We start from the raw sequence: 26,289 nt of genomic DNA, 5'->3' as shown, positions 1-26,289 counted from the left end.
CTGCTATTCAACGTAGAGTTGGAGTTCCGGCGGCAGAAGAGGGACGGCCCGGTCAAGGACTGCCGAGTACCCGCTGGATGCCGAGTACGCCGTCATTCCTCGAGCGAGGCGATCGTCTCCCGGAGCCAGTGCAGTTCCGCCCGGGAGGTGGCGCGCGCGATGGTGAGGATGCCGCGTCGGAAGGGGTCGTCGAACTCCTCGGCGCTCAGGGGCCGGTCGCCGTCGTAGAAGAAGCTCGCGGGTTCCTCCAGGAACGTGAGCCGGCGGCGCAGCACGGCCGTCTGCGCCGCCGGGTCGTCCAGGTGGCGGAGGAAGGCCAGCACGGTGAACCAGCGGTTCTCGTCGGTGATGTCCCGCTGGACGGGTTCGGCGAGCCGGCGCCGCAGCTCCCGTCCGCCCTCCTCGGTGAGCGTCAGCACATGGCGTGGGGCCGCCACCGCGCCGGGCTCCGTGGCGCGCTCCAGCAGGCCCGCCTTCTCCAGGCGCTTGATCGCCGGGTAGAGCGTGCTCTCCGCGATCGGGCGTACGTGGCCGGTGAGCGCGGTGATGCGCTTGCGCAGCTCGTAGCCGTGCAGGGGGGCGTCGTAGAGGAAACCGAGGATGGCGAGCTCCAGCATGGCCACATCTTCGCGCAATCGCACGGGTCATGCATCGCTTCCGCTATACATCGCAACCGAGGTATTGTCCTGGCTGACGATTCCGGACGGGGAGGGCGACGCGATGAAGCAGGCCGAGTTCGACGGCAAGGGGAGCTGTGTGCGGTGGACGGAGGCTCCCGGCGAGGAGCCCGCGCGCGTGTACGTGCACGGGCTGGGGTCGGTGTCGTCCGTGTACCACGCGCACATCGCGGCCCGCCCCGAACTCGCGGGCCGACGCAGCCTGTTCGTCGATCTGCCCGGACACGGCGTGAGCGACCGGCCTCGGCACTTCGGCTACACGCTGAAGGAGCACGCCGACGCCCTGTCGGCCGTCCTGGACGCGGCAGGAGTGACCGGCGCCGAGCTGGTCGCGCACAGCATGGGGGGCGCCGTCGCCCTCGTGCTCGCGCACCGGCGACCCGAGCTGGTCTCGCGGCTGGTCCTGACGGAGGCCAATCTCGACGCCTTCCCGCCGCCCACCGCGGGCAGCAGCGGAATCGCCTCCTACGGGGAGGACGAGTTCGTCGAGAGCGCCTACGCGCGCGTGCTGGAGAAGGTCGGCCCCCTGTGGGCGGCCACCATGCGGCTGGCCGACCCGCGCGCCCTGCACCGCACCGCCATCGGCCTCATCCGCGGCTCGCAGCCCGTGATGCGGGACATTCTCCAAGGTCTGCCGGTCGAGCGCGTGTATCTCCAGGGCGAGCACAGTGGTGAACTGGAGGGCAGGGACGCCCTGGAGGCCGCGGGCGTGCGCGTGGTGACCGTGCCCGGCGCCGGCCACAACGTCATGTTCGACAACCCCGACACGTTCGCGGCCGCGGTCGCCGGACGCTGCTGAGGCTCAGCCCTCCCGTACGGCCAGGGCCAGGAAGCGGTCGTCCTCGTCGACGTACGACGTCATGCGCCAGCCCGAACCGGCCAGCAGTGGGCGGAGGTTGGGTTCCGCGCGCAGATCCTCCGGGGTGATCTGCCGCCCCTGTCGGGCCGCGAGGGCCGCTCTGCCGATCGGATGGAACAGTGCCAGTGTGCCGCCCGGACGCACCACGCGGGCCAACTCCCGCAGATTCACCTCCGGGTGCGGCAGGTGCGCGATCAGTCCCGCCCCGAACACGGCGTCCAGCGACTCCGATCGCAGCGGGAGCGCGGCCACGTCGGCGAGCAGCAATTGCCCGTCCCGGTCCCTCCCGGCCCGTACGGCGGCCTCCAGCATGGCCGGGGTCAGGTCGGCTCCAATGACCGCGCCCGCGGGTCCCACGGCCGCACGCAGGGGCGGCAGGGCTCGTCCGGTGCCGCAGCCGGCGTCGAGCACGCGGTCTCCCTCGCGCAACCCGAGGTCGGCGACCGCGGCCGCGTAGGCGGGACCGTCGTCGGGGAACCTGGAGTCCCAGTCGGCGGCGCGGGCGGTGAAGAACTCCTGGACGTGTGTGTGGTCGTCGCTCATGTTCGGCATGATCCCTCAACCGCGTGGGTGACGCGCTCACCGACAGGGATGACGCCACGGCGCACACGTACGAGCGCGAGGCGATCGTTCATAGCGGCATTGGTGTCATATTCCAACACCTTTCGAAATGCGCCCCCTTTGTGCGCCCGTGCCCCGACTAGCGTCCCGGGGCCATGGGACACCTGGACCACGCCGCCCTGGGGTGGCTGACCCCCGCGCTGTCGTACGCGATGGCCTGCATCGGCGCCGCGCTGGGTCTGCGCTGCACCGTCCGCGCGCTCGGCGCGACCGGCCGCTCGCGCCGCAACTGGCTCGTCACCGCCGCCTCCGCCCTCGGCACCGGCATCTGGACCATGCACTTCGTCGCCATGCTGGGCTTCAGCGTCAGCGGCACCGACATCCGCTACGACGTGCCGCTCACCATCGCGAGCCTGCTCGTCGCCATGGCCGTCGTCTGCGCCGGCGTCTTCGCCGTCGGCTACAGCCGCGACCGCACGCGCGCCCTCGTCCTCGGCGGACTGACCACCGGGCTCGGCGTCGCGAGCATGCACTACCTGGGCATGGCGGCGGTGCGTCTGCACGGCGATGTGGACTACGACCCCGTCCTCGTCGGACTCTCCGTGCTGATCGCCGTCATCGCAGCGACGGCGGCGCTGTGGGCGGCGCTCAACATCAAGTCGCCCGTCGCCGTCACCGTCGCCTCCCTGATCATGGGCGCCGCGGTGAGCAGCATGCACTACACCGGGATGTTCGCGGTGAGCGTGCGGGTCACACCCGGCGGCGACATCCTGCCCGGGGCCACGGCGATGCAGTTCATCTTCCCCCTCGCCGTCGGCCTCGGGTCCTATCTCTTCCTGACCTCGGCCTTCGTCGCCCTGTCCCCGACGACAGGGGAGCGCGAGGCCTCCGCCTCCGCCCAGCGGCCGGTCGAGAGCGCCGCCCGCTAGCCCGCGGGCCCGCACCGACGAACCACTTCTGAGCGAGGAGGCCATGCGCACACCCCGTAGGACCACCGCACCCGGCGCAGAGACGCCCGCACCGCCCGCGCGCGGCCGCCGCGCGCACGCCGGACCGCCCGCCGACGAAGGCCCGGACGAGGCCGCGAGCGCGATACCGGAGGACACGCCCCCGCGCGGAGGCTGGCGGATACGGCCACGCACCGTGCGGGCCAAGATCGTCTGCTTGCTGATGGTGCCCGTGGTCTCGTTGCTGGCCCTGTGGGCCTACGCCACCGTCACCACCGCGCAGGACGTCTCCGGGCTACGGCAGGTCCAACGCGTCGACGCCGAGATCCGGACCCCCGTCGCGGCCGCCGTCGCCGCCCTCCAGGCCGAGCGCGCGACCGCCGTGCGGCTCGCCACCGATCCCGCCGCCGCGCCGGGCAGCGACTACAAGAAGCTCACCGAAGTCACCGACCAGGCGGTCGCCGAACTGCGGCTCGGCGAGGGCAACACCGTCGCCGACGCCGAGGAACTGCCCGCCGGAGTCTCCCAGCGGCTGGAGGAGTTCGTCGCCGGAGCCGAGCGGCTCGGCTCGCTGCGCACCGCCGTGCTCGACGGCAGGGCGGGCTGGGACCAGACCTACGAGCGGTACACCACGACCATCGCGGCTGCCTTCCCCGTCGGCGGCGCGCTCGCCGGGATCCAGGACGCCGAGCTCGGTTCAGACGCGCGCGTGCTGCTCGAATTCTCCCGCGCGGGAGAGGCGTTGGCCCAAGAGGACGCGGTGCTCGTCGGGGCGCGGTTGGCCGGGAGGCTCGACGGGCAGCGGCTGAGGCTGTTCGCCGGCGCCGTCGAGACCCGCCGGACGCTCACCGAGGCCGCCGTAGCCGACCTGCGCGGCTCCGAGCGCACTGCCTGGCGGAAGCTCGCCGCCGGCGGTGACTACGCCGCCGTGGGCGCCGCCGAGGACGCGGTCCTGGCCGCCGCGCCCGGAGCACGGGCCGTCGACGCGGCACCGCGGGCTGCTTGGGACCGGGCACACGCGCGCGTGCTGGACGAGATGCGCATCATCGAGACCGACGCCGGGCGTGGCGTCGCGGACCGGGCCGACCCGTTCACCCGCGGACTGCTCACCCCGGCCGGAGCCGCCGTCCTCCTCGGCCTCGCGGCCGTCGCCGCCTCCCTGGTGATCTCCGTCCGCATCGGCCGCGGCCTCGTCGTCGAGTTGGTGAGCCTGCGCAACAGCGCACTGGAGATCGCCCGCCGCAAACTCCCCGAAGCCATGCGCAAACTCCGCGCGGGTGAGGAGATCGACGTCCGCGCCGAGGCCCCGCCCGGACCGCCCGCGGAGGACGAGGCCGGGCAGGTCGCCGAGGCGCTGAGCACCGTGCACCGCGCCGCGCTGCGGGCGGCCGTCGAACGCGCGGAACTCGCCAGTGGCATCTCCGGGGTGTTCGTCAACCTCGCCCGCCGCAGCCAGGTCCTGGTGCACCGCCAGCTCAGCCTGCTGGACAGCATGGAACGCCGCTCCGACGATCCGAACGAACTCAGCGACCTGTTCCGCCTCGACCACCTCACCACCCGCATGCGCCGCCACGCGGAGAGCCTGATCATCCTCTCCGGCGCCGCACCCGGACGCGCCTGGCGCATGCCGGTCTCCCTGACGAACGTCGTACGCGCCGCCGTCTCCGAAGTCGAGGACTACGCGCGCGTGGAGGTCCGGCAACTGCCCGAGACGGCCGTCGTCGGCGCCGCCGTCGCCGACCTCACCCATCTCCTGGCGGAACTCGTCGAGAACGCCGCCCAGTTCTCACCGCCCCACACGCGCGTGCGCATCACCGGCGAACCCGTCGGCAACGGCTATGCCGTCGAGATCGAGGACCGGGGGCTCGGCATGGGCAAGGAGACCCTCGCCGAGGCCAACCGCCGCATCGAACAGTCCGAAGCGCTCGACCTGTTCGACAGCGACCGGCTCGGTCTGTTCGTGGTGAGCAGGCTCGCCGCCCGGCACGACGTCAAGGTGCACCTGCGCACCTCGCCCTACGGCGGTACCACCGCGGTCGTCCTGCTGCCCACCGCCCTGTTGCACGGCGGAGCGGAGGAACGTTCCCCCCGCAAGGCCGCCGAGGCGCCCCGGCCCGCCGACCACACGTACGCGCGCGTGCCGGGCGATGCCGCCCACCAGGAGCCGGTGGAGGCACCGGCCGACCGGCCCGCGCTGGTGGCCCCCGTGGCCGTGGCCGCGACGGCCACCACCGACCCCCCGCCCCCCGGAGTCACCGCCTTGCGACTGCACCGCCCCCCGGCCGACGACTCCGACGGCTCCGACGACCTACCGCGCCGCGTGCGGCAGGCGAACCTCGCCCCCCAACTGCGCGAGTCGCACGCCGAGGAGCCGGCCCACACGTCCGCCCCACAGGGCGACGACCAGCGCACGCCCGAGCTGGTACGGGACCGCATGGCGGCGTACCGCGACGGCTGGGCGCGCGGCGGCGGGCGGCAGCCCGGCCGCGGTGCCGCCCTCGATTCCCCAGGGCGCAGCGACATCAGCGAAGGAGATCCCACATGATCCAGGACCCCGGCATGAGGGACGGCGTGGGGGTCCCCCCGCGCGAGCGCGGCCGAGAGCGGGGGAGGTCCGGCGAACTCGACTGGCTGCTGGACGACCTGGTGCTGCGCGTGCACGAGGTACGCCACGCGGTGGTGCTCTCCAACGACGGACTCGCCGTGGGCGCGTCGACCGACCTCCGCCGCGAGGACGCCGAACACCTCGCGGCGGTCGCCTCCGGCTTCCACAGCCTGGCCAAAGGCGCCGGACGGCACTTCGGGGCCGGTGGCGTGCGCCAGACCATGGTGGAGATGGACGACGGCTTCCTGTTCGTGGCCGCCGCCGGTGACGGCTCCTGCCTCGCCCTCCTCACCGCCGTGACCGCCGACATCGGCCTCGTGGCGTACGAGATGGCCCGTCTGGTGAAACGTGTCGGCGAGCACCTGTACACCGCTCCGCGCGTCGCCGCGCGGCCGCCCGCCGCGGGCTGAGGCGAGAAGGCGGCCCGTACAGATGACCGAAGACATGAGGGGCGCCCCGCGCGAGCCGGGCAGCCAGTGGTACGACAACGAGGCCGGACCCCTCGTCCGCCCGTACGCCATGACGGGCGGACGCACCAAGCCGGGGCCCACCGGAGTCCGGTTCGACCTGATCGCCCTCGTCACCCTGGACGCAGGGGCGCCGGGCGTCGACGACGACACCGCACTCGGACCCGAGCACCGGGCCCTGATCGACCTGTGCCGCGTCGAGACACAGTCGGTCGCCGAACTCTCCGCGGGCGCCGACCTTCCCGTCGGCGTGGTCCGGGTGCTCCTCGGCGACCTCCTCGAACTGGGCTGCGTCACCGTCAGCCGCCCGGTACCGCCCGCGCAGCTCCCCGATGAACGGATTCTGCGCGAAGTGATCGAAGGGTTGCGGGCCCTGTAGATGACAGTTCAGAACCGGGCAAAAAGCGGTCGAACCCCTCGGCTGGACGCCGGAGTTGTCATGATGCTGCCTTCGCACACACGCACAGAAGCCGCACACACACGTTCCGTGAGCGAGCGGCGCACACCCGACGACGTCGACCGTTGCCGGCACTCCCGAGAGAAGTGATCCATGGTCTCCGAGCACTCCGATGACCCGGGCGGCGAGACGGCCGCCCTGGCGTTGAAGATCCTGGTCGCCGGCGGATTCGGCGTGGGCAAGACCACCCTGGTCGGCGCGGTCAGCGAGATCAGGCCGCTGCGCACGGAGGAACTCCTCAGTGAGGCAGGCCAACTGGTCGACGACACCGACGGCGTGGACCAGAAGGTCACCACCACCGTGGCCATGGACTTCGGCCGCATCACCATCCGCTCCGGCCTCTCCCTCTACCTCTTCGGCACGCCCGGCCAGGACCGCTTCTGGTTCCTGTGGGACGAACTCTCCCAAGGAGCCCTCGGCGCGGTCGTCCTCGCCGACACCCGGCGCCTGGAGGACTGCTTCCCCGCCGTGGACTACTTCGAGCACCGGCACATCCCCTTCGTGGTCGCCGTCAACTGCTTCACGGGCGCCCGCACCTACGGTGCCCACGACGTCTCACGCGCCCTCGACCTCGACAAGGGAACGCCCGTCGTGCTCTGCGACGCCAGGGACCGCGACTCGGGGAAGGAAGTCCTCATCCGGCTCGTCGAGTACGCCGGGCGGATGCACACCGCCCGGCTGCTGGACTCCGTGAGCTGACCGATGACCTCGCGACCCGCTCAGTCCGCGACGCCCTGGTGCGCCAGCACCTTCTCGATCGCCACCCGGACGAGGAGTTCGCCGGGTGCTCCGTTGCGGGCACCGAACTCCTCGGCCCGCTCCTCGCCCATGTAGCGGGCACCGATCCGGGCGGCCCAATGCCTCAGCGGGCCCGGATCCTCCGAGATTCGGGCCTTGCCCTGGATCACCACGAAGCCGAACGGCGGCCGGTCGTCGTCCACGCACAGCGCGACCCGGTCGTCACGGGCGAGGTTGCGCCCCTTCACGCTGGTGCCACCGGTGTTGAACACCACCTCGTCCCCGTCGAGGAGAAACCAGATCGGGGCCACGTGCGGACTTCCGTCCGCCCGGACCGTGGACAACTTGGCGGTGCGAGTGCCGTGCGAGACGAACTCCCGCCACTCCCTGTCGGTCATCTTGCGTGCCATGTCCCCATCCTCCTTGCCCGGAGCCCGACTCGTCCGGAAGGCTGGCGAGCAGATCCTCCCCCGGCCAGGGGGGAGACGTCGCACGGGGAGACGGGACATGGCGCAGAATCAAGGACTCGGCTGGCTGCTGGACGATCTGACGGAGCGTGTGGAGCATGTGCGGCACGCACTGGTGCTGTCCAACGACGGCCTGGTGACGGGTGCGAGCACGGGGCTGCGCCGGGAGGACGCGGAGCATCTGGCCGCGGTCTCCTCCGGGCTGCACAGCCTCGCCAAGGGCTCCGGCCACCACTTCGGCGCGGGCAGAGTGCGACAGACGATGGTCGAGTTCGACGACGCCGTGCTGTTCGTGACCGCTGCCGGATCCGGCAGCTGCCTGTGCGTCTTCAGCGGCGCGGAGGCCGACATCGGCCAGATCGCCTACGAGATGACCCTGCTCGTCAACCGGGTCGGCGAGCACCTCGCGGTCGACGCCCGGATGCCCGAACGGGATTCCCTCACAGACCTCTGACCTGCACGTCCTCTGTTCCTCGTGGAGTTATCCACAGGCTCACCTCAAGGTCCGCCGGATTGGCTACGGTTCTGTCACGGCGAACGCACACAGCGTGAGCATCCGACTCCACGGGGGAGATCGACCATGGCAGGCGACACCATCACCGGACGGCCGGGCAGTTCCTGCACGCCCGGACACGCGGCGCGGGAACTGGGCCTGAAACGGCGTGAATTCGACCTCGCCGTCCACCTCGGACACATCAGGACCGTGCCCGACGAAGGAGGGGGTGGCGGCGCCCGCCGCGTCGTCCGCTCCGAGATCGAGCGCCTGCGTGCGGGAGAGGGCTTCCCCGAGGCACTGCTGGAACGAGTGAAGGCCGTCGGCACCACCGAGGGCGCGGCCCTGATGCAGGTGTCGGCCGGCCGGTTCACCCGCCTCGCCCGCCTGGGCCTGGTCGTGCCGGTGTCCTTCTACCTCAACCGCTACCGGACCGTCGTCTGGATGTATCTGGCCGAGGAGCTACGGCGGTTCGCGGCCGACGAGAAGAACGTCCCGCTACTGAAGGCGCGCACGCCGGAGGGGCTGCGCGATCAACTGGAGGCCGGCCTGGACCTGCGCCCACGCAACTGGCGCGGACGCCACCTGGGATTCCTGCTGCGGCAAACCGAGGACCCCTGGCAACAGGCCGGAGCCGTGGCCGCCTTCCTCGACCCCGTCCAGATCGCGGAGATCGTCCCCGACCCCTACGAACGCTCCCACCTGAACCGCTTCCGGCCCGGACCGCCGACGCACGGAGCGCCGGGCTCACCGGCCGCGCACCGGTGCGAGCGGATCATGACGGCGGACGACGCGGACGAGATCGGCTGGCTGCGCGCGGACCTCACCCGGGCGATGCAGGAGGCGCGCGACCATCGGCCCGCGCCGCGTCCCACGGCACGGTCAGCCGACCCCGCGGCGCAGCCCGTTGCCGTGGCGCCGGAACCCGGGGAGGCCCGGCACCGCCTGCTCGGCTGGCTGCGCCGCAGAAGCGCCTGACCTCACAGCGCGCGGAACAGCCCTTCCTGGACGACGGACACCAGCAGCCGTCCCTGGAGGTCGTAGATCCGCCCGCGGGCCAGACCGCGCCCACCCGTGGCGATCGGCGACTCCTGGTCGTACAGGAACCACTCGTCCGCGCGGAACGGCCGGTGGAACCACATCGCGTGGTCCAGCGACGCGATGTCGAAGCTCCGCGGGCCCCACAGGGGTTCGACCGGGATGCGTACGGCGTCCAGGAGGGTCATGTCACTGGCGTAGGTCAGCGCACAGGTGTGCACGACCGGGTCGTCGCCGAGCGGACCGACCGCCCGCATCCACACCGCGCTGCGCGGCTCGGCGTCCTTGACGTCCTCGGGCGTCCAGCGCAGCCGGTCCACATAGCGGATGTCGAAGGGCTGGCGGCGTGCCATCCGCTCCAACTGCTCTGGCAGCGCGCCCAGATGCTCCCTGATCTCGTCGGTGACCGTCGGCAGCGACTCGGGGTCCGGGACCTCGCGGGCCGGCGGCAGCTGGTGCTCGAAGCTCCCTTGCTCAGGCTTGTGAAAGGAGGCAGTGAGATTGAAGATCGTGCGGCCCTGCTGTACGGCGGTGACCCGGCGTGTCGTGAACGACCGCCCGTCCCGCACCCGTTCGACCTGGTACACGATCGGCACTCCCGGCCGGCCCGGGCGCAGGAAGTACGCGTGCAGCGAGTGCACCGGACGGTCGCCGTCCGTGGTTCGCGCGGCTGCGACCAGTGCCTGGCCCGCCACCTGGCCGCCGAAGACCCGCTGGAGGGACTCCTGGGGGCTGCGGCCACGGAAGATGTTGAGCTCGATCTGCTCCAGGTCGAGCAGGTCGACGAGCCTCTCGGCCGGATTCGTCGTCATGGGTGGGATTCTCCTGTGCTCACAGCTGGCCTACGTCGGTGACGCGGACCACCGCGCGGCCCTCCGCGTCGGAGGCGGCGAGGTCGATCTCCGCGCTGATGCCCCAGTCATGGTCCCCGCTCGGGTCGTCGAAGATCTGACGGACCCGCCACAGGCGGTTCGCCGGCTCCTCCTCGATCACCAGGAGCTTGGGGCCACGGGCGTTGGGGCCGGTGCCGAGGTCGTCGTACTCGTCCCAGTACTTGTCCATGGCCTCGCCCCAGGCGTCCGCGTCCCAGCCGGCGTCGGCGTCCATCTCGCCCAGCTCCTCGACCTGGTCGAGGGCGGCGAGCTCGACCCGGCGGAAGAGCGCGTTGCGGACCAGGACGCGGAAGGCGCGGGCGTTGGTGGTGACCGGCTTGACCTCGTCCGCCTTCTCCTGGGCCTGCTCGGCGGTCATCTCCTCCGGGTTGGCGAGCTGCTCCCACTCGTCCAGCAGGCTGGAGTCGACCTGGCGGACCATCTCGCCCAGCCACTCGATCAGGTCCTGGAGGTCCTCGGACTTCAGGTCGTCCGGGATGTTGTGGTCGAGGGTCTTGTAGGCGCTGGCCAGGTAGCGCAGCACGATGCCCTCGGTGCGGGCCAGCTCGTAGAAGGACACCAACTCGGTGAAGGACATCGCCCGTTCGTACATGTCCCGGATGACCGACTTCGGGGACAGCGGGTGGTCGCCGACCCAGGGGTGGCTCTTGCGGTACGTGTTGTACGCGTGGAAGAGCAGCTCCTCCAGGGGCTTGGGGTAGCTGATGTCCTGGAGGCGCTCCATGCGCTCCTCGTACTCGACGCCGTCGGCCTTCATCGCGGCCACGGCCTCGCCCTTGGCCTTGTTCAGCTGGGCGACGAGGATCTGCCGCGGGTCGTCCAGGGTGGACTCGATGACGGACACCATGTCGAGGGCGTAGGACGGCGACTCCGGCTCCAGCAGCTCGAACGCGGCCAGCGCGAAGGTGGACAGCGGCTGGTTGAGCGCGAAGTCCTGCTGGAGGTCGACGGTCAGGCGGACGATCCGGCCGGTGGCGTCCGGCTCGTCCAGCTTCTCGACGATGCCGCCGTCCAGCAGCGAGCGGTAGATGGCGATCGCCCGCCGGATGTGCCGGAGCTGCTGCTTGCGGGGCTCGTGGTTGTCCTCCAGCAGATGCCGCATCGCCTCGAAGGCGTTGCCCGGCCGGGCGATCACCGACAGCAGCATGGTGTGCGTCACCCGGAAGCGGGACGTCAAAGGCTCCGGGTCGGAGGAGATGAGCTTCTCGAAGGTGTTCTCCGTCCAGCCGACGAAGCCCTCGGGCGCCTTCTTGCGGACGACCTTGCGTCGCTTCTTCGGGTCGTCGCCGGCCTTGGCCAGCGCCTTCTCGTTCTCGATGACGTGCTCGGGCGCCTGGGCGACGACGAAGCCCGCCGTGTCGAAGCCCGCCCGCCCGGCCCGACCGGCGATCTGGTGGAACTCACGGGCGCGCAGGGTGCGGACGCGGCTGCCGTCGTACTTGGTCAGCGCGGTGAACAGCACCGTGCGGATGGGCACGTTGACGCCGACGCCCAGGGTGTCGGTGCCGCAGATGACCTTCAGCAGGCCGGCCTGGGCGAGCTTCTCCACCAGGCGGCGGTACTTGGGCAGCATGCCGGCGTGATGGACGCCGATGCCGTGGCGGACGTAGCGGGAGAGATTGCGGCCGAACTTGGTCGTGAAGCGGAAGTTGCCGATGAGCTCGGCGATCTGGTCCTTCTCCTCGCGCGTGCACATGTTGATGCTCATCAGCGCCTGCGCCCGCTCGACGGCCTGCGCCTGGGTGAAGTGCACGATGTAGACCGGCGCCTGCTTGGTCTCCAGCAGCTCGGTCAGCGTCTCGGTGAGCGGTGTGAGCTTGTACTCGTAGGACAGCGGCACCGGACGGGTCGCGGAGCGGACCACCGCCGTCGGGCGGCCGGTGCGCCGGGTGAGGTCCTGCTCGAACATCGAGACGTCGCCGAGGGTCGCCGACATCAGGATGAACTGTGCCTGGGGAAGCTCCAGGATGGGGATCTGCCAGGCCCAGCCGCGGTCGCCCTCCGCGTAGAAGTGGAACTCGTCCATCACGACCTGGCCGACGTCCGCCTGCTTGCCGTCGCGCAGCGCGATCGAGGCGAGGACCTCGGCGGTGCAGCAGATGACGGGGGCGTCGGCGTTGACGGAGGCGTCGCCGGTGAGCATGCCGACGTTCTCGGTGCCGAAGAGCTTGCACAGTTCGAAGAACTTCTCCGACACCAGCGCCTTGATCGGAGCGGTGTAGAAGGTGACCTCGTCGCGGGCGAGGGCGGCGAAGTGCGCACCCGCCGCGATCATGCTCTTGCCGGAGCCGGTGGGCGTCGACACGATCACGTTCGCGCCGGACACCGCCTCGATCAGCGCCTCCTCCTGGTGGGGGTAGAGAGTCAGACCGCGTTCCTCGGCCCACGACTCGAAGGCTTCGTAGAGGGCGTCGGGGTCGGCGGTCTGCGGCAGCTGATCGATGAGGGTCACGCACCCATCTTGCCTGGCCTCCCGGCTGTCAGGGGAATCGGCTGCCGGTCTGAAGATCGCGAACGCTACGCTGTGTCGCCGACGACACGTCAACGCACATCGTCAACTGGACAGCGGCACACGAGGAATGGGGCGGGCAACGGCCATGATGGGACCAGCACACTCACTGTCGGGCGCCGCGGCCTGGCTCGGTGTCGGGGCGGCGGCCGCGGCGGCCGGACACCCGATGCCGTGGCCGGTCGTCCTGGTCGGCGCCCTGATCTGCGCCGGAGCGGCGCTGGCCCCGGACCTCGACCACAAGGCCGCCACCATCTCGCGGGCCTTCGGGCCGCTCTCGCGCGGGCTGTGCGAGATCGTGGACAAGCTCTCCTACGCCGTCTACAAGGCCACCAAGAAGCCGGGCGACGCGCGTCGCTCCGGCGGTCACCGTACGCTCACGCACACCTGGCTGTGGGCGGTCCTGATCGGGGCGGGCGCCTCGGTGCTGGCGATCACCGGGGGCCGGTGGGCGGTGCTGGGCATCCTCTTCGCGCACATGGTGCTCGCCATCGAGGGTCTGCTGTGGCGGGCGACGCGGGGCTCCAGCAGCGACGTCCTGGTCTGGCTGCTGGCGGCGACCAGTGCCTGGATCCTGGCCGGGGTGCTGGACAAGCCGGGCAACGGCGCGGACTGGCTGTTCACGGCGCCGGGCCAGGAGTACCTGTGGCTGGGGCTGCCGGTCGTGCTGGGCGCGCTGGTGCACGACATCGGGGACGCGTTGACGGTGTCGGGCTGCCCGATCCTGTGGCCGATCCCGTTGGGCCGCAAGCGCTGGTACCCGATCGGCCCGCCGAAGTTCATGCGGTTCCGGGCGGGCAGCTGGGTGGAGCTGAAGGTGCTGATGCCGGCGTTCATGCTGCTCGGGGGAGTGGGCTGCGCGGCGGCGCTCAACGTGATCTGAGCGAGCGCGGCGGGGTGAGCCCCTCAGGCGCCCTCGGCGCCGGCCCCGCCGTAGCGGCGTTCGAAGCGGGCGACGCGGCCTTCGGAGTCCACCGTGCGGGCCTTGCCGGTGTAGAAGGGGTGGCTCTCGGAGGAGATCTCCACGTCCACGACCGGGTAGGTCTCGCCGTCGTCCCACTCGATGGTCTCGCCGCTGGTCGCGGTGGACCGGGTGAGGAAGGCGTACCCGGCGGCGCGGTCCCGGAAGACGACCGCGTGGTAGTCGGGGTGCTTGTCCTGCTGCATGAAGGCTCCTCGGGTGCCGGGGCGGCGGGATCAGCCGGACAGGGCGTCCTCGTCGACGATGTGCATGGCGGCCTCCTCGGCCGAGGCCGCGGCACCGTCGATACCGACGTCCGTGGCGACCAGCGCGCTCTCCTCGTCCTCGTGGGCGCCCTCGTCGGGGGCGACGAGCCGGCCGGAGCGGGCGGCGCCGACCTCGTTGTCCAGCAGTTCGCCGTCGGTCTCCGAGGAGTCGCCCAGGCCGTCGCCGTCGGGGGTGGCGAGGTCCGGCACCTCCTCGGCGAGCCGCTGGTCCAGCGTCTCGCCCTGCCGGCGCTCCGCGGCCGTCACTCCGGCGCGCTCCACCGCCCATGGTCGATCCGGCGGGGACCATCCGCGGTCGAGAGGGTCGCCGACGCCGTCGTTGTCCAGGGTGTCCTCGGCGTCGAGCAGCCCCGCGTCGTCCTGAACGTCGGACGAGTCGGGCTGGTAGACGTCGTCACCCCATCCGTCGGCGCTGTTCACGGGTACCTCCTGGTGAAGGGGACGGGCCCGTCGACATCGCGATCGACGACGGGCCGGCGCGCGGGGCACAGGCTGTGCACGGCGCGAGCCGCAGGCTTCCCGGGCGCTCCCCGAACCGGTGCCGCTATCCAGCCTTCCACCCCTTTTCACCCCTGCGCAACGGCACGGGTCCGGGGCGTGGCAGGGACACCTCCGGGACCTGGCTTCCGGCCGGGTGAATCCCCCGTCGCCTCGGGGCGGACGGGCGGGGCCGAACGCCCACGGTGGCGGCTGGGTGGACGCCTGCGGGGCCGGTTGCCGGGCCGATTCGGTGGGCGCCTGAGCGGCTGGTCGCCGGGGCGGTCCCGCGGGTGCCTGCGTGGCCGGTCGGGGGTCCGTTCTGATGCGTACCTGTGCGGCCGGCTGCCGGACCGATTGGTTCCGTGCGTGCTCGGCGCGCCGGGCGGCCACCCGGCCCCGCCGGGGCCACGTCGGCCGACGGGCGGGGGCCCACCCGGGGCACCCGCCCGCCCCGGCCAGGCCTGCCCTACCCGCTCAAGCCCGACCCGCACCTCCAGCCCGGCGCACCCGCTGCCGTCACCCGTGCCACGACCGCCAGAGCGCCGCGTACGCCCCCTTCGCCGCGACGAGGTCGTCGTGGCTGCCCAGTTCGCTGATGCGGCCGTTCTCGACGACGGCGATGACGTCGGCGTCGTGGGCGGTGTGGAGGCGGTGGGCGATGGCCACGACCGTGCGGCCGTCCAGGACGCGGGCCAGGGAGCGCTCCAGATGGCGGGCGGCCCGTGGGTCGAGCAGGGACGTCGCCTCGTCCAGGACCAGCGTGTGCGGGTCGGCCAGCACCAGGCGGGCCAGCGCGATCTGCTGCGCCTGCGCCGGGGTCAACGCGAAGCCGCCCGAGCCGACCTCGGTGTCCAGGCCCTCGTCGAGGGCGCGGGCCCAGCCGTCCGCGTCGACGGCCTCGAGCGCCGCCCACAGCTCGGCGTCGACGGCGTCCTCCGACGCCCCCGCGCTCGACGGGAGGCGGGAGTGGGGGAGGGCGAGCAGCAGATTGTCGCGCAGGGAACCCACGAAGACGTGGTGCTCCTGGTTGACGAGGGCCACGTGCTCGCGGACCCGCTCCGCCGGCATCCGGGACAGTTCGGCACCGCCGAGGGCGATGCGGCCCTCGCGGGGCGCGTAGATCCCGGCGAGCAGGCGGCCCAGCGTCGACTTGCCCGCGCCGGAGGGGCCGACCAGCGCCAGCCGGGTGCCGGGGGCCACCTCCAGGGACACCTTGCGCAGGACGTCCACCCCGGCGAGGTAGCCGAAGTGCACCCGGTCGGCGTGCACGTCGCGGCCCTCGGGGGCCAGCGAGGCGTCCCCGGCCTCCGGTTCGATGTCCCGGACGCCGACCAGCCGGGCCAGCGACACCTGGGCGACCTGGAGCTCGTCGTACCAGCGCAGGATCAGGCCGACCGGGTCGACGAGCATCTGCGCGATGAGCGCGCCCGTGGTCAGCTGGCCGACGTCGATCCAGCCCTGGAGGACGAAGACACCGCCGAGCATCAGGACCGAGCCGAGGACGGTGACGTGGGTGATGTTGATGACCGGGAAGAGGATCGACCGCAGCCAGAGCGTGTAGCGCTCCCAGGCCGTCCACTCCTTCACGCGCTGCTTGGACAGCTCGATGCGGCGCTCGCCGAGCCGGTGGGCCTCGACGGTGCGCCCGGCGTCCACGGTCTCGGCGAGCGCGGCGGCCACGGCGGCGTACCCGGCGGCCTCCGAGCGGTAGGCGGAGGGTGCCCGCTTGAAGTACCAGCGGCAGCCGGTGACCAGCAGCGGCAGGGCGATGAGCACGGCGGCGCCCAGCGGCGGCGCGGTGATCACCAGACCGCCCAGCAGCAGTGCCGCCCAGACCACGCCGATGGCCAGCTGGGGCACGGCCTCGCGCATGGCGTTGGCGAGCCGGTCGATGTCGGTGGTGATCCGGGACAGCAGATCTCCGGTTCCGGCACGCTCCAGCACGCCCGGGGGCAGTCCGACGGACCGGACGAGGAAGTCCTCGCGCAGGTCGGCCAGCATGCGCTCACCGAGTATCGCCCCGCGCAGCCGTACCTCCCGGACGAACACCGCCTGGATGACGAGCGCGACGAGGAACAGCGAGACGGTGAGTTCCAGGTGGAGCTCGCGCGCGTTGTCCGACACCCGCTCGACCAGGTCGCCGAGCAGCCACGGTCCGGCCATGGAGGCCATGACGGCGGCAGTGTTGACGGCGATCAGGATCAGGAAGGCCCGGCGGTGCCGGCGGAACAGTTCGGTCACGTAGGCGCGTACGGTGGCCGGGGCGCCGACGGGCAGCGTGTTCGCCGTCGTCGGGGCCGCGGGGTCGTAGGCCGGTGGCGCCACGCCGATCATGCGCTCTCCTCGATCTCTTCCAGGGTGTGCAGTGCCGCCGCCCCGTCGCTCAGCCGGGAACTCCCGTCGGAACTCGCCGCGCCGTCCCGTGCCGCCGCCTCCTCGTCCGTCTCCCGGGTCACCACGGCCCGGTACCGCGGCTCCTTGTGGAGCAGCTCCCGGTGCACACCCACGGCCGTGACCTCGCCGTCGTCGACGAGGACGACGCGGTCCGCGCGGTCCAGCAGCAGGGGTGAGGAGGTGAACACCACGGTCGTGCGGCCCGCGCGCAGATCCCGCAGACCGCCCGCGATGCGTGCCTCGGTGTGGGAGTCGACGGCGGACGTCGGTTCGTCGAGGACGAGCACTTCCGGGTCCGTGACCAGGGACCGGGCGAGGGCCAGGCGCTGGCGCTGGCCGCCGGACAGGGAGCGGCCGCGTTCGGTGATGAGCGCGTCCATGGGGTCCGCCACGTCGAGCGAACCCTGGGCCAGCGCCGCCAGCACGTCCTCGCACTGCGCCGCCGCCAGTGCCTCCGCCGCGCCGACCCCGCCCGACTGGGGCACGTCGAACAGCTCGCGGAGCGTGCCGGACAGCAGCACCGGATCCTTGTCCTGGACCAGGACGGCCGTGCGCGCGCTGTCGAGCGGCAGTTCGTCCAGCGGCACTCCGCCCAGGCGTACCGACGTGCCGGGCTCCGCGGGGTGCCCGCCGAGCCGTTCGGCCAGCCGCCCGGCCGCGTCGGGGTCGCCGCACACCACGGCGGTGAACCGGCCGGCGGGCGCGAGGAGTCCGGTGGCCGGGTCGTACAGGTCGCCGGAGGGCACGTCCTGCCCGGCACGCGAACCGTCCGAGTCCGTGGCGCGTTCCAGTGACAGCACCCGCGCCGCCCGCTTGGCGGAGGGCCGGGAGAAGGAGTACGCCATGGCGATCTCCTCGAAGTGCCGCAGCGGGTAGGTGAGCAGCATGATCGAGCTGTAGGCGGTGACCAGCTCACCGACGGCGATGCGGCCGTCCCGGGCGAGATGGACGCCGTACCAGACGACCACGATCAGCAGCAGCCCCGGCAGCAGCACCTGGATCGCGGCGATCAGGGCCCACATCCGGGCGCTGCGCACGGCGGCGTGGCGGACCTCCTGGGAGGCGCGGCGATAGCGGTCGAGGAAGAGCTCCTCGCCGCCGATGCCGCGCAGCACGCGCAGTCCGGCGACTGTGTCCGAGGCCAGTTCGGTGGCGCGCCCCGCCTTCTCCCGCTGGAAGTCCGCGCGCCGCGTCGCCCGGGGCAGCAGCGGCAGGACCGCGAGCGCCAGCACCGGCAGGCCGATCGCGACGACGACGCCGAGCGCGGGCTGGTAGAGCACCAGGCCGACGCAGACGAGCACGATGGTGACCGCGGCGGCGGTGAACCGGGAGACGGCCTCCACGAACCAGCCGATCTTCTCGACGTCACCGGTGGAGACGGCGACGACCTCGCCGGCCGCGACGCGCCGGGTGAGCGCGGCGCCGAGCAGGGCGGCCTTGCGGGCCAGCAGCTGCTGGACGCGGGCGGCGGCGGTGATCCAGTTGGTGACGGCGGTGCGGTGCAGGAAGGTGTCGCCGAGGGCGATGCCGACGCAGGCCAGTGCCATCAGCCCGCCCGCGAGGGCGAGCCGGCCGCCGGAACGGTCCACGACGGCCTGGATGGCGAGTCCGACGCAGAACGGCAGCGAGCTGACGGACGCGAAGTGCAACAGACCCCAGGCCAGGGACTTCAGCTGTCCGCCGAGCTGATTGCGGAAGAGCCACCACAGGAAGCGGGGCCCCGAGCGGGCGTCCGGGACGCCCGGGTCGGGATACGGAAGGTCTTGAATCTGCATGACGTCCCAGTGGCTCGGATCGGGGATGAGAAGGGGGCTGAGGAAGCGGGCTGAGAGGCAAGTTGAGAGGCGGGTTGAGAAACGGGCTGAGAAAGCGATGTCCACTGCGCGCAGTGGCAGCAAACCGTGACAGGTTCGCGTCGCAGCGTGGTCGCTGGCAAGCGGTTTTCCGTAACAGGCGAAACGATCCGGCTGCCTTCAGGGGCCACACCGGACCCAGGGACTCCGGTCGCCACACAGGGCGGGCGCGAGGCCGTCCGCGCAGGCGAGTCCCCGAGTGCCCCCGCGGGTCGTCGGAGGTGCCATTGCGCGGGCCCGCAACCCCCCGTAGAACACGCCCATGAAGAGACGGATCGCCATGTCCATGCTCGCGGGAGCGACCCTCCTGGCGAGCACGCTCCTCGGAGCGAGCCCCGCGTCCGCACAACCGGCCGACGTCCCCGCCGAGTTCGGCAGCGACTGGCACGACCCGGTCACGGCCGCCCCGCCCGTCACCGCCCCGGACACCCGGTCCTGCCAGGTGACGCTCGCCGAAGCACAGTTCCGCGACTTCACCCCGTATCGGGGCACCTACACCCCGCCCGCCGACTGCGGCGAGCGCTGGAACAAGGTCGTGCTGCGCCTCGACGGCGAGGTCAAGGGCCGCCAGTACGACCGACTGGGCCACGTCAGCGTGGGCGGCGTCGAGATCTTCCGCACCTCGACCCCGCAGCCCTCGCCCGACGGCATCGAGTGGTCCGTGGAGAAGGACGTCACGCGCTACAGCGACACCCTCCGCGAGCGCCAGGACGTCGAGATGCTCATCGGAAACGTCGTCAACGACACCTACACCGGCGTCATCGACGTCGAGGTCACCCTCACCTTCTACACCGGCGGGCCCGCGAGCACGCCCGACCAAGTGCTCCCATTGACCGACGGGGCCGACGGAACCACCCTCACCACCCCGCGCAACAGCGAACGCATCATCGCCGAGGTGTACGCCACCGGATCCGGCGGCGGCTGCGAGGAGTACTGGTATCTGACGGTGCCCGATTCCGCGCCCTACTCCTGCCAGGCCGCCGACGGGCCCAACCGTGAGGTGCAGATCAGGGTCGACGGGCAACTGGCGGGCGTCGCCGCGCCGTTCCCGCACGTCTGGACCGGCGGATGGTCCAACCCCTTCCTCTGGTACGTCGTCCCGGGGCCGCGTGCCTTCGACGTCAGGCCGATCGAGTACGACCTGACGCCGTTCGCCGGGATCCTCAACGACGGCCGCCCGCACCATGTGGAGGTGTCCGTGGCCGGACTGCCCGAGGGGCGGCCGGGCTGGAGCGCCCCGGTGAACATCCTGGTCTGGCAGGACGAGGGCCGCGCACATGTGACCGGGAAGCTGACCGAGCACGACGCCGGTCCACTCGCCAACTCCGCCACGTACACGCCCGGTTCCGAGCACCGGCTGGACACGCGCAGCGCGCACCGGCTGACCGTGGCCGGATACCTCGACACTTCGCACGGTCGCGTGACCACCACCGTCCGCCGCTCCCTGGCGCACTTCTCCGTCCATCGCTGGACCGACGGCGAGACCATGGACGCACTCGACGCCACCTGGCGTGACGACGAGTCGGTCACGGTCGACGGACGGGGACCGGCGAGGACGACGCGCACGCAGCGGACGTACGAGATGGACGGCACCACGACCCTCGGCGCGGACGACCGGCTGCGCACGGTGCTGACCCTCGGCGACCGGGCCACCTCCGTCACCACGCGCGACGGCCGCCGGACCGCCTGGTCCACGCTCGACGACAGGTACACGGGCGACGCGACCTGGACCGTCAACGTCCCGCGCGACCAGCGGCACGCGGTCGGCACGTCCAGTGAGCGCTACCGGCTCTACGGCTCGCAGGCGCCCGGCGGCTGCTACGACCGCTCGCTGGCCACCGCGCAGGGTGTGCTGACGGAGGATCGCCTGCGCTGCTGACCGGGCCCGCGGCGAGTCCAGGAGTGCACGGCCGCCGCTCCGACGCCCCGGAGCGGCGGCCGCCACCGGCCAGTGGCGCAGGTCTGCGTCGCGTATGCCTCAATAGCGCAGGTCGCAGGTCGCAGGTCGCAGGTCGCAGGTCGCAGGTCGCTGGACGCTGGAGCGCGCCGGCTGTCGTCGCGTACCGAAGACCGTGCTCTGGCGTGCCTGGCGTGCCTGGCGTGGAGCGGCCCGTACGCCTGCCGCCCGCACGCCTCAGCAGCGCCCGTCCCCGTCCACCAGCGTGTCCAGCAGCGCCCCGAGCACCTCGCGCTCGAGATCGGTCAGCGGTCCCAGGATCTCCCGTGCCGCGGCTCGTCGTGCCGCGTGCAGCTCCCGCAGGGACGCGCGGCCCTCCTCCGTGAGCTCGATGCGGATCACGCGCCGGTTGGTCGGATCCGGTACCCGGCGCACCTTGCCGCTCGCCTCCAGGCCGTCGACCAGGGAGGTCACGGCCCGGGGGACCACTTCCAGGCGCTCGGCGAGGTCGGCCATGCGGGGCGGCGAGGGGTAGTGCGCGAGAGTGCGCAACAGCCGTGACTGGGCCGGGGTCACGCCCAGCCCCGAAAGCTCTATGTGCCGCTTCTGGATCCGGTGCACGCGCCGGGTGAACCGCAGCAGCTGCTCGGCGAGCAGGCCTTCGGGATCGGGGGTGTTCACCGGGTCGGAGGAAGTCACCGGATCGGGGGTGGTCATGCGGGAACAATATCAGGACGCCGTTCATTGTGAGTATAGGTAACAATGAGCTACGCTCACTCCGTCCCGACCGAACCCCCTCCGTAGGAGCCCATGCACCCCGATCACGAACCCGCCTGGACACCGCCGGCCGAAGAGAGGCAAGAGCCCCGGCAGGTGCGCCGCATCCTGCGACTGTTCCGCCCCTACCGGGGGCGTCTCGCCGTCGTCGGCCTGCTGGTCGGCGCCGCTTCGCTCGTGTCCGTCGCCACTCCGTTCCTGCTGAAGGCGATCCTCGACGTCGCCATTCCCGAGGGCCGCACCGGGCTGCTCAGCCTGCTCGCCCTCGGCATGATCCTCAGCGCCGTCCTGACCAGCGTCTTCGGCGTGCTGCAGACCCTGATCTCCACGACCGTCGGCCAGCGCGTCATGCACGACCTGCGCACCGCCGTCTACGGCCGGCTCCAGCGCATGTCGCTCGCCTTCTTCACGCGGACCCGCACCGGCGAGGTGCAGTCCCGCATCGGGAACGACATCGGCGGCATGCAGGCCACCGTCACGTCCACCGCCACCTCGCTGGTCTCCAACGCCACCAGCGTGATCGCCACCATCATCGCGATGCTCGCCCTCGACTGGCGGCTGACCACCGTTTCCCTGCTGCTCCTCCCGGTCTTCGTGTGGATCAGCCGCCGGGTCGGCAACGAACGCAAGAAGATCACCACCCAGCGCCAGAAGCAGATGGCCGCGATGGCCGCCACGGTCACCGAGTCGCTCTCCGTCAGCGGCATCCTGCTCGGCCGCACGATGGGCCGCTCCGACTCCCTCACCCGCGCCTTCGCCGACGAGTCGGAGCAGCTCGTCGACCTGGAAGTCCGCTCGAACATGGCGGGCCGCTGGCGCATGGCCGTCATCACGATCGTCATGGCCGCGATGCCCGCCGTCATCTACTGGACCGCGGGCATGGCCCTGCAGATCGGCGGCCCCGAGGTCTCGATCGGCACGGTCGTCGCCTTCGTCTCGCTCCAGCAGGGCCTGTTCCGGCCGGCCGTCAGCCTGCTCGGCACCGGCGTCCAGATCCAGGCCTCGCTCGCCCTCTTCCAGCGCATCTTCGAATACCTCGACCTGCCCATAGACATCACCGAACGGGAACGCCCGGTGCGCCTCCACGAGATCAAGGGCGAGATCCGGTTCGAGAACGTCGAGTTCCGCTACGACGGTGAAGGCGCCCCCATCCTCGACGGCGTCGACATCACCGTCCCCTCGGGCGGCTCCCTCGCGGTCGTCGGCCCGACCGGAGCGGGCAAGTCCACGCTAGGGCACCTGGTGCCGCGGCTGTACGACGTCACCGGCGGCCGGGTGACCCTCGACGGGGTCGACGTCCGTGACCTGGACTTCGACACCCTCGCCCGCGCGGTCGGCGTCGTCTCGCAGGAGACGTACCTCTTCCACGCCTCGGTCGCCGACAACCTCCGCTTCGCCAAGCCGGACGCCACCGACGAGGAGCTGCGGGCGGCGGCGAAGGCGGCCCAGATCCACGACCACATCGCGTCCCTGCCCGACGGCTACGACACGGTGGTCGGCGAGCGCGGACACCGCTTCTCCGGCGGCGAGAAACAGCGCCTGGCCATCGCCCGCACGATCCTGCGCGACCCGCCGGTCCTCGTCCTGGACGAGGCGACCAGTGCCCTGGACACCCGGACCGAACACGCCGTGCAGGAGGCCATCGACGCGCTGTCCGCCAACCGCACCACGATCACCATCGCCCACCGCCTGTCCACCATTCGGGGCGCCGACCAGATCGTGGTCCTGGACTCCGGGCGGGCCGTCGAACGCGGTACGCACGAGGAGCTGTTGGAGCGGGAGGGGCGGTACGCGGCGCTGGTCCGCAGGGACGCCCGACTGGAGCCGACAAGATGACGATATGTCGGGTTTATGTGCTTTAGCGGGTTACCGTGCCCGCATGCACATGAACACTCCGCCACGGAGCACGATGCGACTTACGCGCCGGGGCCGACTCGTCCTCATCGCGACCGGGGCCGTCGTGGCCGCCACCGCCGTGGCGGTGCCGCTGCTGAGCCTGGGCGGCGAAGACGAGCAGAAACCCACCACCCTGGTGATCCCCGAGGGCTGGCGGGCCGGCCAGGTCTACGACGCCGTCGACAAGGTGCTCGCCCTGCCCGCGGGCACCACCAAGAAGTCCCTGACCAAGGCGAATCTGAAGCTGCCGAACGACGCCGAGGGCAACCCCGAGGGCTACCTCTTCCCGGCGACGTATCCGCTGGAGCAGAACGGCACGAAGGCCACGCCCGAGTCCCTGCTGACGGCCATGGTCGACACCGCCAACAAGAAGTTCAACGGCGCCCCGATCGCCGCGGGCGCCCAGCGCAACGCGATGAACGTCTATCAGGCGGTCACCATCGCGAGCATCATCCAGGCCGAGGCGGCCACCAAGGCCGACATGGGCAAGGTGGCCCGGGTCGTCTTCAACCGCCTGGAGCGCGGCATGCCGCTCCAGATGGACTCCACGATCAACTACGCCCTCAACCGTTCCACGCTGAAGACCTCGCTGGCCGACACCCGGATCGACAGCCCGTACAACTCGTACCAGCGCATGGGGCTGCCCCCGACCCCGATCGACAACCCGGGCGAGGACGCGGTGCGCGCCGCGATCAGCCCCACCCCGGGTGACTGGCTGTACTTCGTCACGGTCAAACCCGGCGACACCCGCTTCACCGCCGACTACGCCGAACACCAGCGCAATGTCGCGGAGTTCAACCGCAATCAGCAGCAGAGCTCGCCCAAGGCGAAGTGACAGGAGCGGTCAGGCGGCCACGGGCTGTGCCTCGGCCAGCAGCCGCCTGATGTCCCGTACGGCCGCGCGGCCCGCCCGGTTGGCGCCGATGGTGCTCGCCGAGGGGCCGTAGCCGACGAGGTGGACCCGCGGATCGGCGGCCGCCCGCGTCCCCTCGATCCGGATCCCGCCACCCGGCTCGCGCAGCTTCAGCGGTGCCAGATGATCGATGGCGGCCCGGAAGCCGGTCGCCCACAGGATGACGTCGGCGGCCACCCGCCGGCCGTCCGCCCACTCCACACCGTCGGGAGTGATCCGGTCGAACATGGGCTGCCGGTCGAGGACACCGTCCGCGAGACCCTGCCGGATCGCGTCGTTGAGCGGCAGCCCGGTCACCGACACCACGCTCTTCGGCGGCAGCCCCTGCCGCACCCGCTCCTCCACCAGCGCTACGGCAGCCCGCCCCGCGCCCTCGTCGAAGGGGCCCTCGCGGAAGACCGGGGGCCGCCGGGTGACCCAGGTGGTGGAGGCGGCGAACGGGGCGATCTCCAGCAGATGCTGCGTCCCCGAGGCGCCCCCGCCCACGACCACGACCCGCAGCCCGGCGAACTCCTCGGGGCCCGGGTAGTGCGCGGTGTGCAACTGCCGTCCGCGGAAGGTCTCCTGGCCGGGGTAGCGCGGCCAGAACGGCCGGTCCCAGGTGCCGGTCGCGTTGATCAGCGCCCGGGTCGACCACACCCCGGCCGAGGTCTCGACGAGCAGCCGGCCGCCGTCCCCCTCGCGCACGGCGTGGACGTCCACCGGCCGTCGTACCCGCAGATCGAAGGCGCGCTCGTAGTCGGCGAAGTACGCGGAGATCACCTCGGCGGACGGCCGCGCCGGATCCGCGCCGGTCAGCTCCATGCCCGGCAGCGCGTGCATACCGTGCACCTTGCCGTACGTCAGTGAGGGCCACCGGAACTGCCAGGCGCCGCCCGGGCCGGGGGAGTGGTCCAGGACGACGAAGTCGCGGTCCGGCTCGAACCCCGTGCGCCGCAGGTGATAGGCGCCGGCGAGCCCTGCCTGCCCGGCGCCTATGACGACTACCTCGGTGTTGTTCACGGTTCTACTAACCAGGTGGCCGTCCCGGATCTTCCCGAGCCCTCGGCTATTCCCGATCGCTCGCTATTCCCGAGCCCTCGGTCTCAGGACTCTTCCGAGGCGCGGGCCGGAGTGGTCGAGGGCGGGAGATCGCCGTTGTACCGCTTGTCCACGAAGTCGGCGAAGTCCACCTTCCGGGGGATGAGCTTCAGCTCGGTGAAGGCGTCGGCGATCTCCTGCTCGGAGGCGATGAGGGGCTCGTCGACGGCCACGGAGATCCGGGTGGCATTGGTCCGCTTCACCGAGGCGAGCGCGACGTCGTAGGGCAGCCCGGTGTCCTTCGCCCAGACCTCGGCCCACTCCTCCTGATGGTCGTACACCCACGCGGTCGCGCGCCGCAGCCGCTGGAGGTAGTCCTCGATGGCGGCGGCCTTCTTCGTGTCGTCGAGCGCCGAGGGCGCCGCCACCTGGAAGGTCAACCCGTTGGTGATCCCCTCCCCGGTGGTCAGGATCCGTCCCTGCTTCGCCTGCAGCACCTGAGAGGTGTACGGATCCCAGACGGCCCAGGCGTCGACCTTCCCGGAGGTGAACGCGGCGAGAGCGTCGGCGGGCTGCAGATACTTGACGTCGATGTCGTCGAGGCCGAGCCCGGCGGCCTTCAGGGAGGCGACGAGCTGATAGTTGGCGGACGATCCCTGGGCGACCGCGACGGACCGGCCCTTCAGCTGCTCGGTCTTCGTCAGCTTCGAGTCATTGGGCACGAGGATCGTGTCGCCCTTGGACGTGCCGTGGAAGGCGGCCACCACCTTGATCTTCGAGCCGGCGCCCGCCGCGAAGACGGGAGGCGTGTTGCCGACGCCGCCGATGTCGACGGCACCGGCGTTCACGGCCTCCAGCAGGGGCGGGCCTGAGGTGAAGGTGGACCACTTGATCTTGTAGTCGAGGCCCTTCAGCTCACCCGCGGCCCGCAGGATGGCTTCCGAACCGCCCTTCTGGTCCCCGACATTGAGCGTGAGCGACCCCTGTCCGTCCGTGTCCGTCGAGGTGGAGGCGGCCGAGTTCCCGCCGCACGCCGTGAGCAGGAGGGCGAGCGGGAGGAGCAGGGCGGCGGGGGCGAGGCGTCGTCGCATGGTGATTCC

General features: G+C 71.7%; 24 protein-coding genes. 12 read left to right on the top strand and 12 right to left on the bottom strand.

Annotated elements, in window-relative coordinates; genetic code table 11:
* Positions 1-92: 92 nt before the first annotated feature.
* Positions 93-617, bottom strand: coding sequence for a PadR family transcriptional regulator (locus AC068Z_RS20475; RefSeq protein WP_478557193.1), 525 nt, complete (start codon positions 615-617; stop codon positions 93-95).
* Between the two features lie 103 nt (positions 618-720).
* Between AC068Z_RS20475 and AC068Z_RS20470 the strand changes: the two genes are divergently transcribed.
* Positions 721-1,476 (top strand): alpha/beta fold hydrolase, encoded by a 756-nt coding sequence (locus tag AC068Z_RS20470; protein WP_478557191.1) that lies wholly within the window; start codon positions 721-723, stop codon positions 1,474-1,476.
* 3 nt (positions 1,477-1,479) lie between these two features.
* Here the strand turns inward: AC068Z_RS20470 and AC068Z_RS20465 are convergent, their stop codons facing one another.
* On the bottom strand, positions 1,480-2,079 hold the full coding sequence (locus tag AC068Z_RS20465) for a class I SAM-dependent methyltransferase (RefSeq protein WP_478557189.1): 600 nt from the start codon (positions 2,077-2,079) through the stop codon (positions 1,480-1,482).
* Positions 2,080-2,252: 173 nt separating this feature from the next.
* On the opposite strand from AC068Z_RS20465, the gene AC068Z_RS20460 reads away from it, so the two are divergent.
* The 5 genes from AC068Z_RS20460 to AC068Z_RS20440 all read left to right on the top strand — a co-directional run bounded on the left by AC068Z_RS20460 (position 2,253) and on the right by AC068Z_RS20440 (position 7,272).
* Positions 2,253-3,026: an MHYT domain-containing protein gene (locus tag AC068Z_RS20460; protein WP_478557187.1), complete on the top strand. Its 774-nt coding sequence runs from the start codon at positions 2,253-2,255 to the stop codon at positions 3,024-3,026.
* Positions 3,027-3,069: 43 nt separating this feature from the next.
* Entirely contained in the window at positions 3,070-5,589 is a 2,520-nt protein-coding gene (locus AC068Z_RS20455) for a sensor histidine kinase (RefSeq protein WP_478557185.1), read from the top strand.
* Positions 5,586-6,059 (top strand): roadblock/LC7 domain-containing protein, encoded by a 474-nt coding sequence (locus AC068Z_RS20450; protein WP_478557183.1) that lies wholly within the window; start codon positions 5,586-5,588, stop codon positions 6,057-6,059. The genes AC068Z_RS20455 and AC068Z_RS20450 overlap by 4 nt, the downstream gene beginning before the upstream one ends.
* A 22-nt stretch (positions 6,060-6,081) precedes the next feature.
* Positions 6,082-6,495, top strand: coding sequence for a DUF742 domain-containing protein (locus AC068Z_RS20445; protein WP_478557181.1), 414 nt, complete (start codon positions 6,082-6,084; stop codon positions 6,493-6,495).
* 171 nt (positions 6,496-6,666) lie between these two features.
* Positions 6,667-7,272, top strand: a complete 606-nt coding sequence (locus AC068Z_RS20440) for a GTP-binding protein (protein ID WP_478557179.1) — start codon at positions 6,667-6,669, stop codon at positions 7,270-7,272.
* Between the two features lie 20 nt (positions 7,273-7,292).
* On the opposite strand, the gene AC068Z_RS20435 is transcribed toward AC068Z_RS20440, so the two are convergent.
* Positions 7,293-7,721 carry a PPOX class F420-dependent oxidoreductase gene (locus AC068Z_RS20435; RefSeq protein ID WP_478557177.1) on the bottom strand — a complete coding sequence of 143 codons (429 nt, stop codon included), beginning with the start codon at positions 7,719-7,721 and terminating at the stop codon, positions 7,293-7,295.
* Positions 7,722-7,818: 97 nt separating this feature from the next.
* Between AC068Z_RS20435 and AC068Z_RS20430 the strand changes: the two genes are divergently transcribed.
* Together AC068Z_RS20430 and AC068Z_RS20425 are read left to right on the top strand one after the other, a co-directional pair.
* A complete protein-coding gene (locus tag AC068Z_RS20430) occupies positions 7,819-8,232 on the top strand; it encodes a roadblock/LC7 domain-containing protein (RefSeq protein ID WP_478557175.1) in 414 nt (137 codons plus the stop codon).
* A 126-nt stretch (positions 8,233-8,358) separates the two neighbouring features.
* Positions 8,359-9,249 (top strand): DUF6397 family protein, encoded by an 891-nt coding sequence (locus AC068Z_RS20425; protein WP_478557173.1) that lies wholly within the window; start codon positions 8,359-8,361, stop codon positions 9,247-9,249.
* Positions 9,250-9,251: 2 nt separating this feature from the next.
* On the opposite strand, the gene AC068Z_RS20420 is transcribed toward AC068Z_RS20425, so the two are convergent.
* Positions 9,252-10,121, bottom strand: coding sequence for an acyl-CoA thioesterase (locus tag AC068Z_RS20420; protein WP_478557171.1), 870 nt, complete (start codon positions 10,119-10,121; stop codon positions 9,252-9,254).
* Positions 10,122-10,140: 19 nt separating this feature from the next.
* Positions 10,141-12,654: a DEAD/DEAH box helicase gene (locus AC068Z_RS20415; protein WP_478557169.1), complete on the bottom strand. Its 2,514-nt coding sequence runs from the start codon at positions 12,652-12,654 to the stop codon at positions 10,141-10,143.
* 145 nt (positions 12,655-12,799) lie between these two features.
* On the opposite strand from AC068Z_RS20415, the gene AC068Z_RS20410 reads away from it, so the two are divergent.
* Positions 12,800-13,594, top strand: a complete 795-nt coding sequence (locus AC068Z_RS20410; RefSeq protein ID WP_478557167.1) for a metal-dependent hydrolase — start codon at positions 12,800-12,802, stop codon at positions 13,592-13,594.
* A 23-nt stretch (positions 13,595-13,617) separates the two neighbouring features.
* Here the strand turns inward: AC068Z_RS20410 and AC068Z_RS20405 are convergent, their stop codons facing one another.
* From AC068Z_RS20405 to AC068Z_RS20390, 4 genes are all read right to left on the bottom strand, one after another.
* Complete coding sequence (locus tag AC068Z_RS20405) at positions 13,618-13,878, bottom strand: type B 50S ribosomal protein L31 (protein ID WP_478557165.1); 261 nt, start codon at positions 13,876-13,878, stop codon at positions 13,618-13,620.
* A gap of 30 nt (positions 13,879-13,908) precedes the next feature.
* Positions 13,909-14,379 carry a DUF5709 domain-containing protein gene (locus AC068Z_RS20400; RefSeq protein ID WP_478557163.1) on the bottom strand — a complete coding sequence of 157 codons (471 nt, stop codon included), beginning with the start codon at positions 14,377-14,379 and terminating at the stop codon, positions 13,909-13,911.
* A gap of 576 nt (positions 14,380-14,955) precedes the next feature.
* Positions 14,956-16,773, bottom strand: a complete 1,818-nt coding sequence (locus tag AC068Z_RS20395) for an ABC transporter ATP-binding protein (RefSeq protein WP_478557161.1) — start codon at positions 16,771-16,773, stop codon at positions 14,956-14,958.
* Positions 16,770-18,608, bottom strand: coding sequence for an ABC transporter transmembrane domain-containing protein (locus AC068Z_RS20390; protein ID WP_478557159.1), 1,839 nt, complete (start codon positions 18,606-18,608; stop codon positions 16,770-16,772). The genes AC068Z_RS20395 and AC068Z_RS20390 overlap by 4 nt, the downstream gene beginning before the upstream one ends.
* Positions 18,609-18,948: 340 nt before the next feature.
* Between AC068Z_RS20390 and AC068Z_RS20385 the strand changes: the two genes are divergently transcribed.
* Positions 18,949-20,565: a peptide-N4-asparagine amidase gene (locus AC068Z_RS20385; RefSeq protein ID WP_478557157.1), complete on the top strand. Its 1,617-nt coding sequence runs from the start codon at positions 18,949-18,951 to the stop codon at positions 20,563-20,565.
* A gap of 255 nt (positions 20,566-20,820) precedes the next feature.
* Here the strand turns inward: AC068Z_RS20385 and AC068Z_RS20380 are convergent, their stop codons facing one another.
* Positions 20,821-21,264 (bottom strand): MarR family winged helix-turn-helix transcriptional regulator, encoded by a 444-nt coding sequence (locus AC068Z_RS20380; RefSeq protein WP_478557289.1) that lies wholly within the window; start codon positions 21,262-21,264, stop codon positions 20,821-20,823.
* 129 nt (positions 21,265-21,393) lie between these two features.
* On the opposite strand from AC068Z_RS20380, the gene AC068Z_RS20375 reads away from it, so the two are divergent.
* Both AC068Z_RS20375 and mltG read left to right on the top strand, forming a co-directional pair.
* Positions 21,394-23,196: an ABC transporter ATP-binding protein gene (locus AC068Z_RS20375; RefSeq protein WP_478557155.1), complete on the top strand. Its 1,803-nt coding sequence runs from the start codon at positions 21,394-21,396 to the stop codon at positions 23,194-23,196.
* 43 nt (positions 23,197-23,239) lie between these two features.
* Complete coding sequence (mltG, locus tag AC068Z_RS20370; protein ID WP_478557153.1) at positions 23,240-24,091, top strand: endolytic transglycosylase MltG; 852 nt, start codon at positions 23,240-23,242, stop codon at positions 24,089-24,091.
* A gap of 9 nt (positions 24,092-24,100) precedes the next feature.
* Here mltG and AC068Z_RS20365 read toward each other — a convergent pair whose 3' ends face one another.
* Entirely contained in the window at positions 24,101-25,171 is a 1,071-nt protein-coding gene (locus AC068Z_RS20365) for an NAD(P)-binding domain-containing protein (RefSeq protein ID WP_478557151.1), read from the bottom strand.
* A gap of 83 nt (positions 25,172-25,254) precedes the next feature.
* Complete coding sequence (locus tag AC068Z_RS20360; protein WP_478557149.1) at positions 25,255-26,280, bottom strand: ABC transporter substrate-binding protein; 1,026 nt, start codon at positions 26,278-26,280, stop codon at positions 25,255-25,257.
* Positions 26,281-26,289 lie beyond the last annotated feature (9 nt).

The organism is Streptomyces sp. NPDC043726 (genome assembly GCF_056436565.1).
This window is presented reverse-complemented; position numbering and strand designations above follow the sequence as displayed.

Excerpts from the sequence above, each read along its gene's own strand:
- AC068Z_RS20390 (WP_478557159.1), bottom strand. The coding sequence starts at position 18,608 with ATGCAGATTCAAGACCTTCCGTATCCCGACCCGGGCGTCCCGGACGCC.
- AC068Z_RS20420 (WP_478557171.1), bottom strand. The coding sequence starts at position 10,121 with ATGACGACGAATCCGGCCGAGAGGCTCGTCGACCTGCTCGACCTGGAG.
- mltG (WP_478557153.1), top strand. The coding sequence starts at position 23,240 with ATGCACATGAACACTCCGCCACGGAGCACGATGCGACTTACGCGCCGG.
- AC068Z_RS20465 (WP_478557189.1), bottom strand. The coding sequence starts at position 2,079 with ATGAGCGACGACCACACACACGTCCAGGAGTTCTTCACCGCCCGCGCC.
- AC068Z_RS20445 (WP_478557181.1), top strand. The coding sequence starts at position 6,082 with ATGACCGAAGACATGAGGGGCGCCCCGCGCGAGCCGGGCAGCCAGTGG.
- AC068Z_RS20405 (WP_478557165.1), bottom strand. The coding sequence starts at position 13,878 with ATGCAGCAGGACAAGCACCCCGACTACCACGCGGTCGTCTTCCGGGAC.
- AC068Z_RS20430 (WP_478557175.1), top strand. The coding sequence starts at position 7,819 with ATGGCGCAGAATCAAGGACTCGGCTGGCTGCTGGACGATCTGACGGAG.
- AC068Z_RS20470 (WP_478557191.1), top strand. The coding sequence starts at position 721 with ATGAAGCAGGCCGAGTTCGACGGCAAGGGGAGCTGTGTGCGGTGGACG.
- AC068Z_RS20460 (WP_478557187.1), top strand. The coding sequence starts at position 2,253 with ATGGGACACCTGGACCACGCCGCCCTGGGGTGGCTGACCCCCGCGCTG.
- AC068Z_RS20435 (WP_478557177.1), bottom strand. The coding sequence starts at position 7,721 with ATGGCACGCAAGATGACCGACAGGGAGTGGCGGGAGTTCGTCTCGCAC.
- AC068Z_RS20360 (WP_478557149.1), bottom strand. The coding sequence starts at position 26,280 with ATGCGACGACGCCTCGCCCCCGCCGCCCTGCTCCTCCCGCTCGCCCTC.
- AC068Z_RS20410 (WP_478557167.1), top strand. The coding sequence starts at position 12,800 with ATGATGGGACCAGCACACTCACTGTCGGGCGCCGCGGCCTGGCTCGGT.
- AC068Z_RS20450 (WP_478557183.1), top strand. The coding sequence starts at position 5,586 with ATGATCCAGGACCCCGGCATGAGGGACGGCGTGGGGGTCCCCCCGCGC.
- AC068Z_RS20385 (WP_478557157.1), top strand. The coding sequence starts at position 18,949 with ATGAAGAGACGGATCGCCATGTCCATGCTCGCGGGAGCGACCCTCCTG.
- AC068Z_RS20425 (WP_478557173.1), top strand. The coding sequence starts at position 8,359 with ATGGCAGGCGACACCATCACCGGACGGCCGGGCAGTTCCTGCACGCCC.
- AC068Z_RS20395 (WP_478557161.1), bottom strand. The coding sequence starts at position 16,773 with ATGATCGGCGTGGCGCCACCGGCCTACGACCCCGCGGCCCCGACGACG.
- AC068Z_RS20475 (WP_478557193.1), bottom strand. The coding sequence starts at position 617 with ATGCTGGAGCTCGCCATCCTCGGTTTCCTCTACGACGCCCCCCTGCAC.
- AC068Z_RS20375 (WP_478557155.1), top strand. The coding sequence starts at position 21,394 with ATGCACCCCGATCACGAACCCGCCTGGACACCGCCGGCCGAAGAGAGG.
- AC068Z_RS20440 (WP_478557179.1), top strand. The coding sequence starts at position 6,667 with ATGGTCTCCGAGCACTCCGATGACCCGGGCGGCGAGACGGCCGCCCTG.
- AC068Z_RS20455 (WP_478557185.1), top strand. The coding sequence starts at position 3,070 with ATGCGCACACCCCGTAGGACCACCGCACCCGGCGCAGAGACGCCCGCA.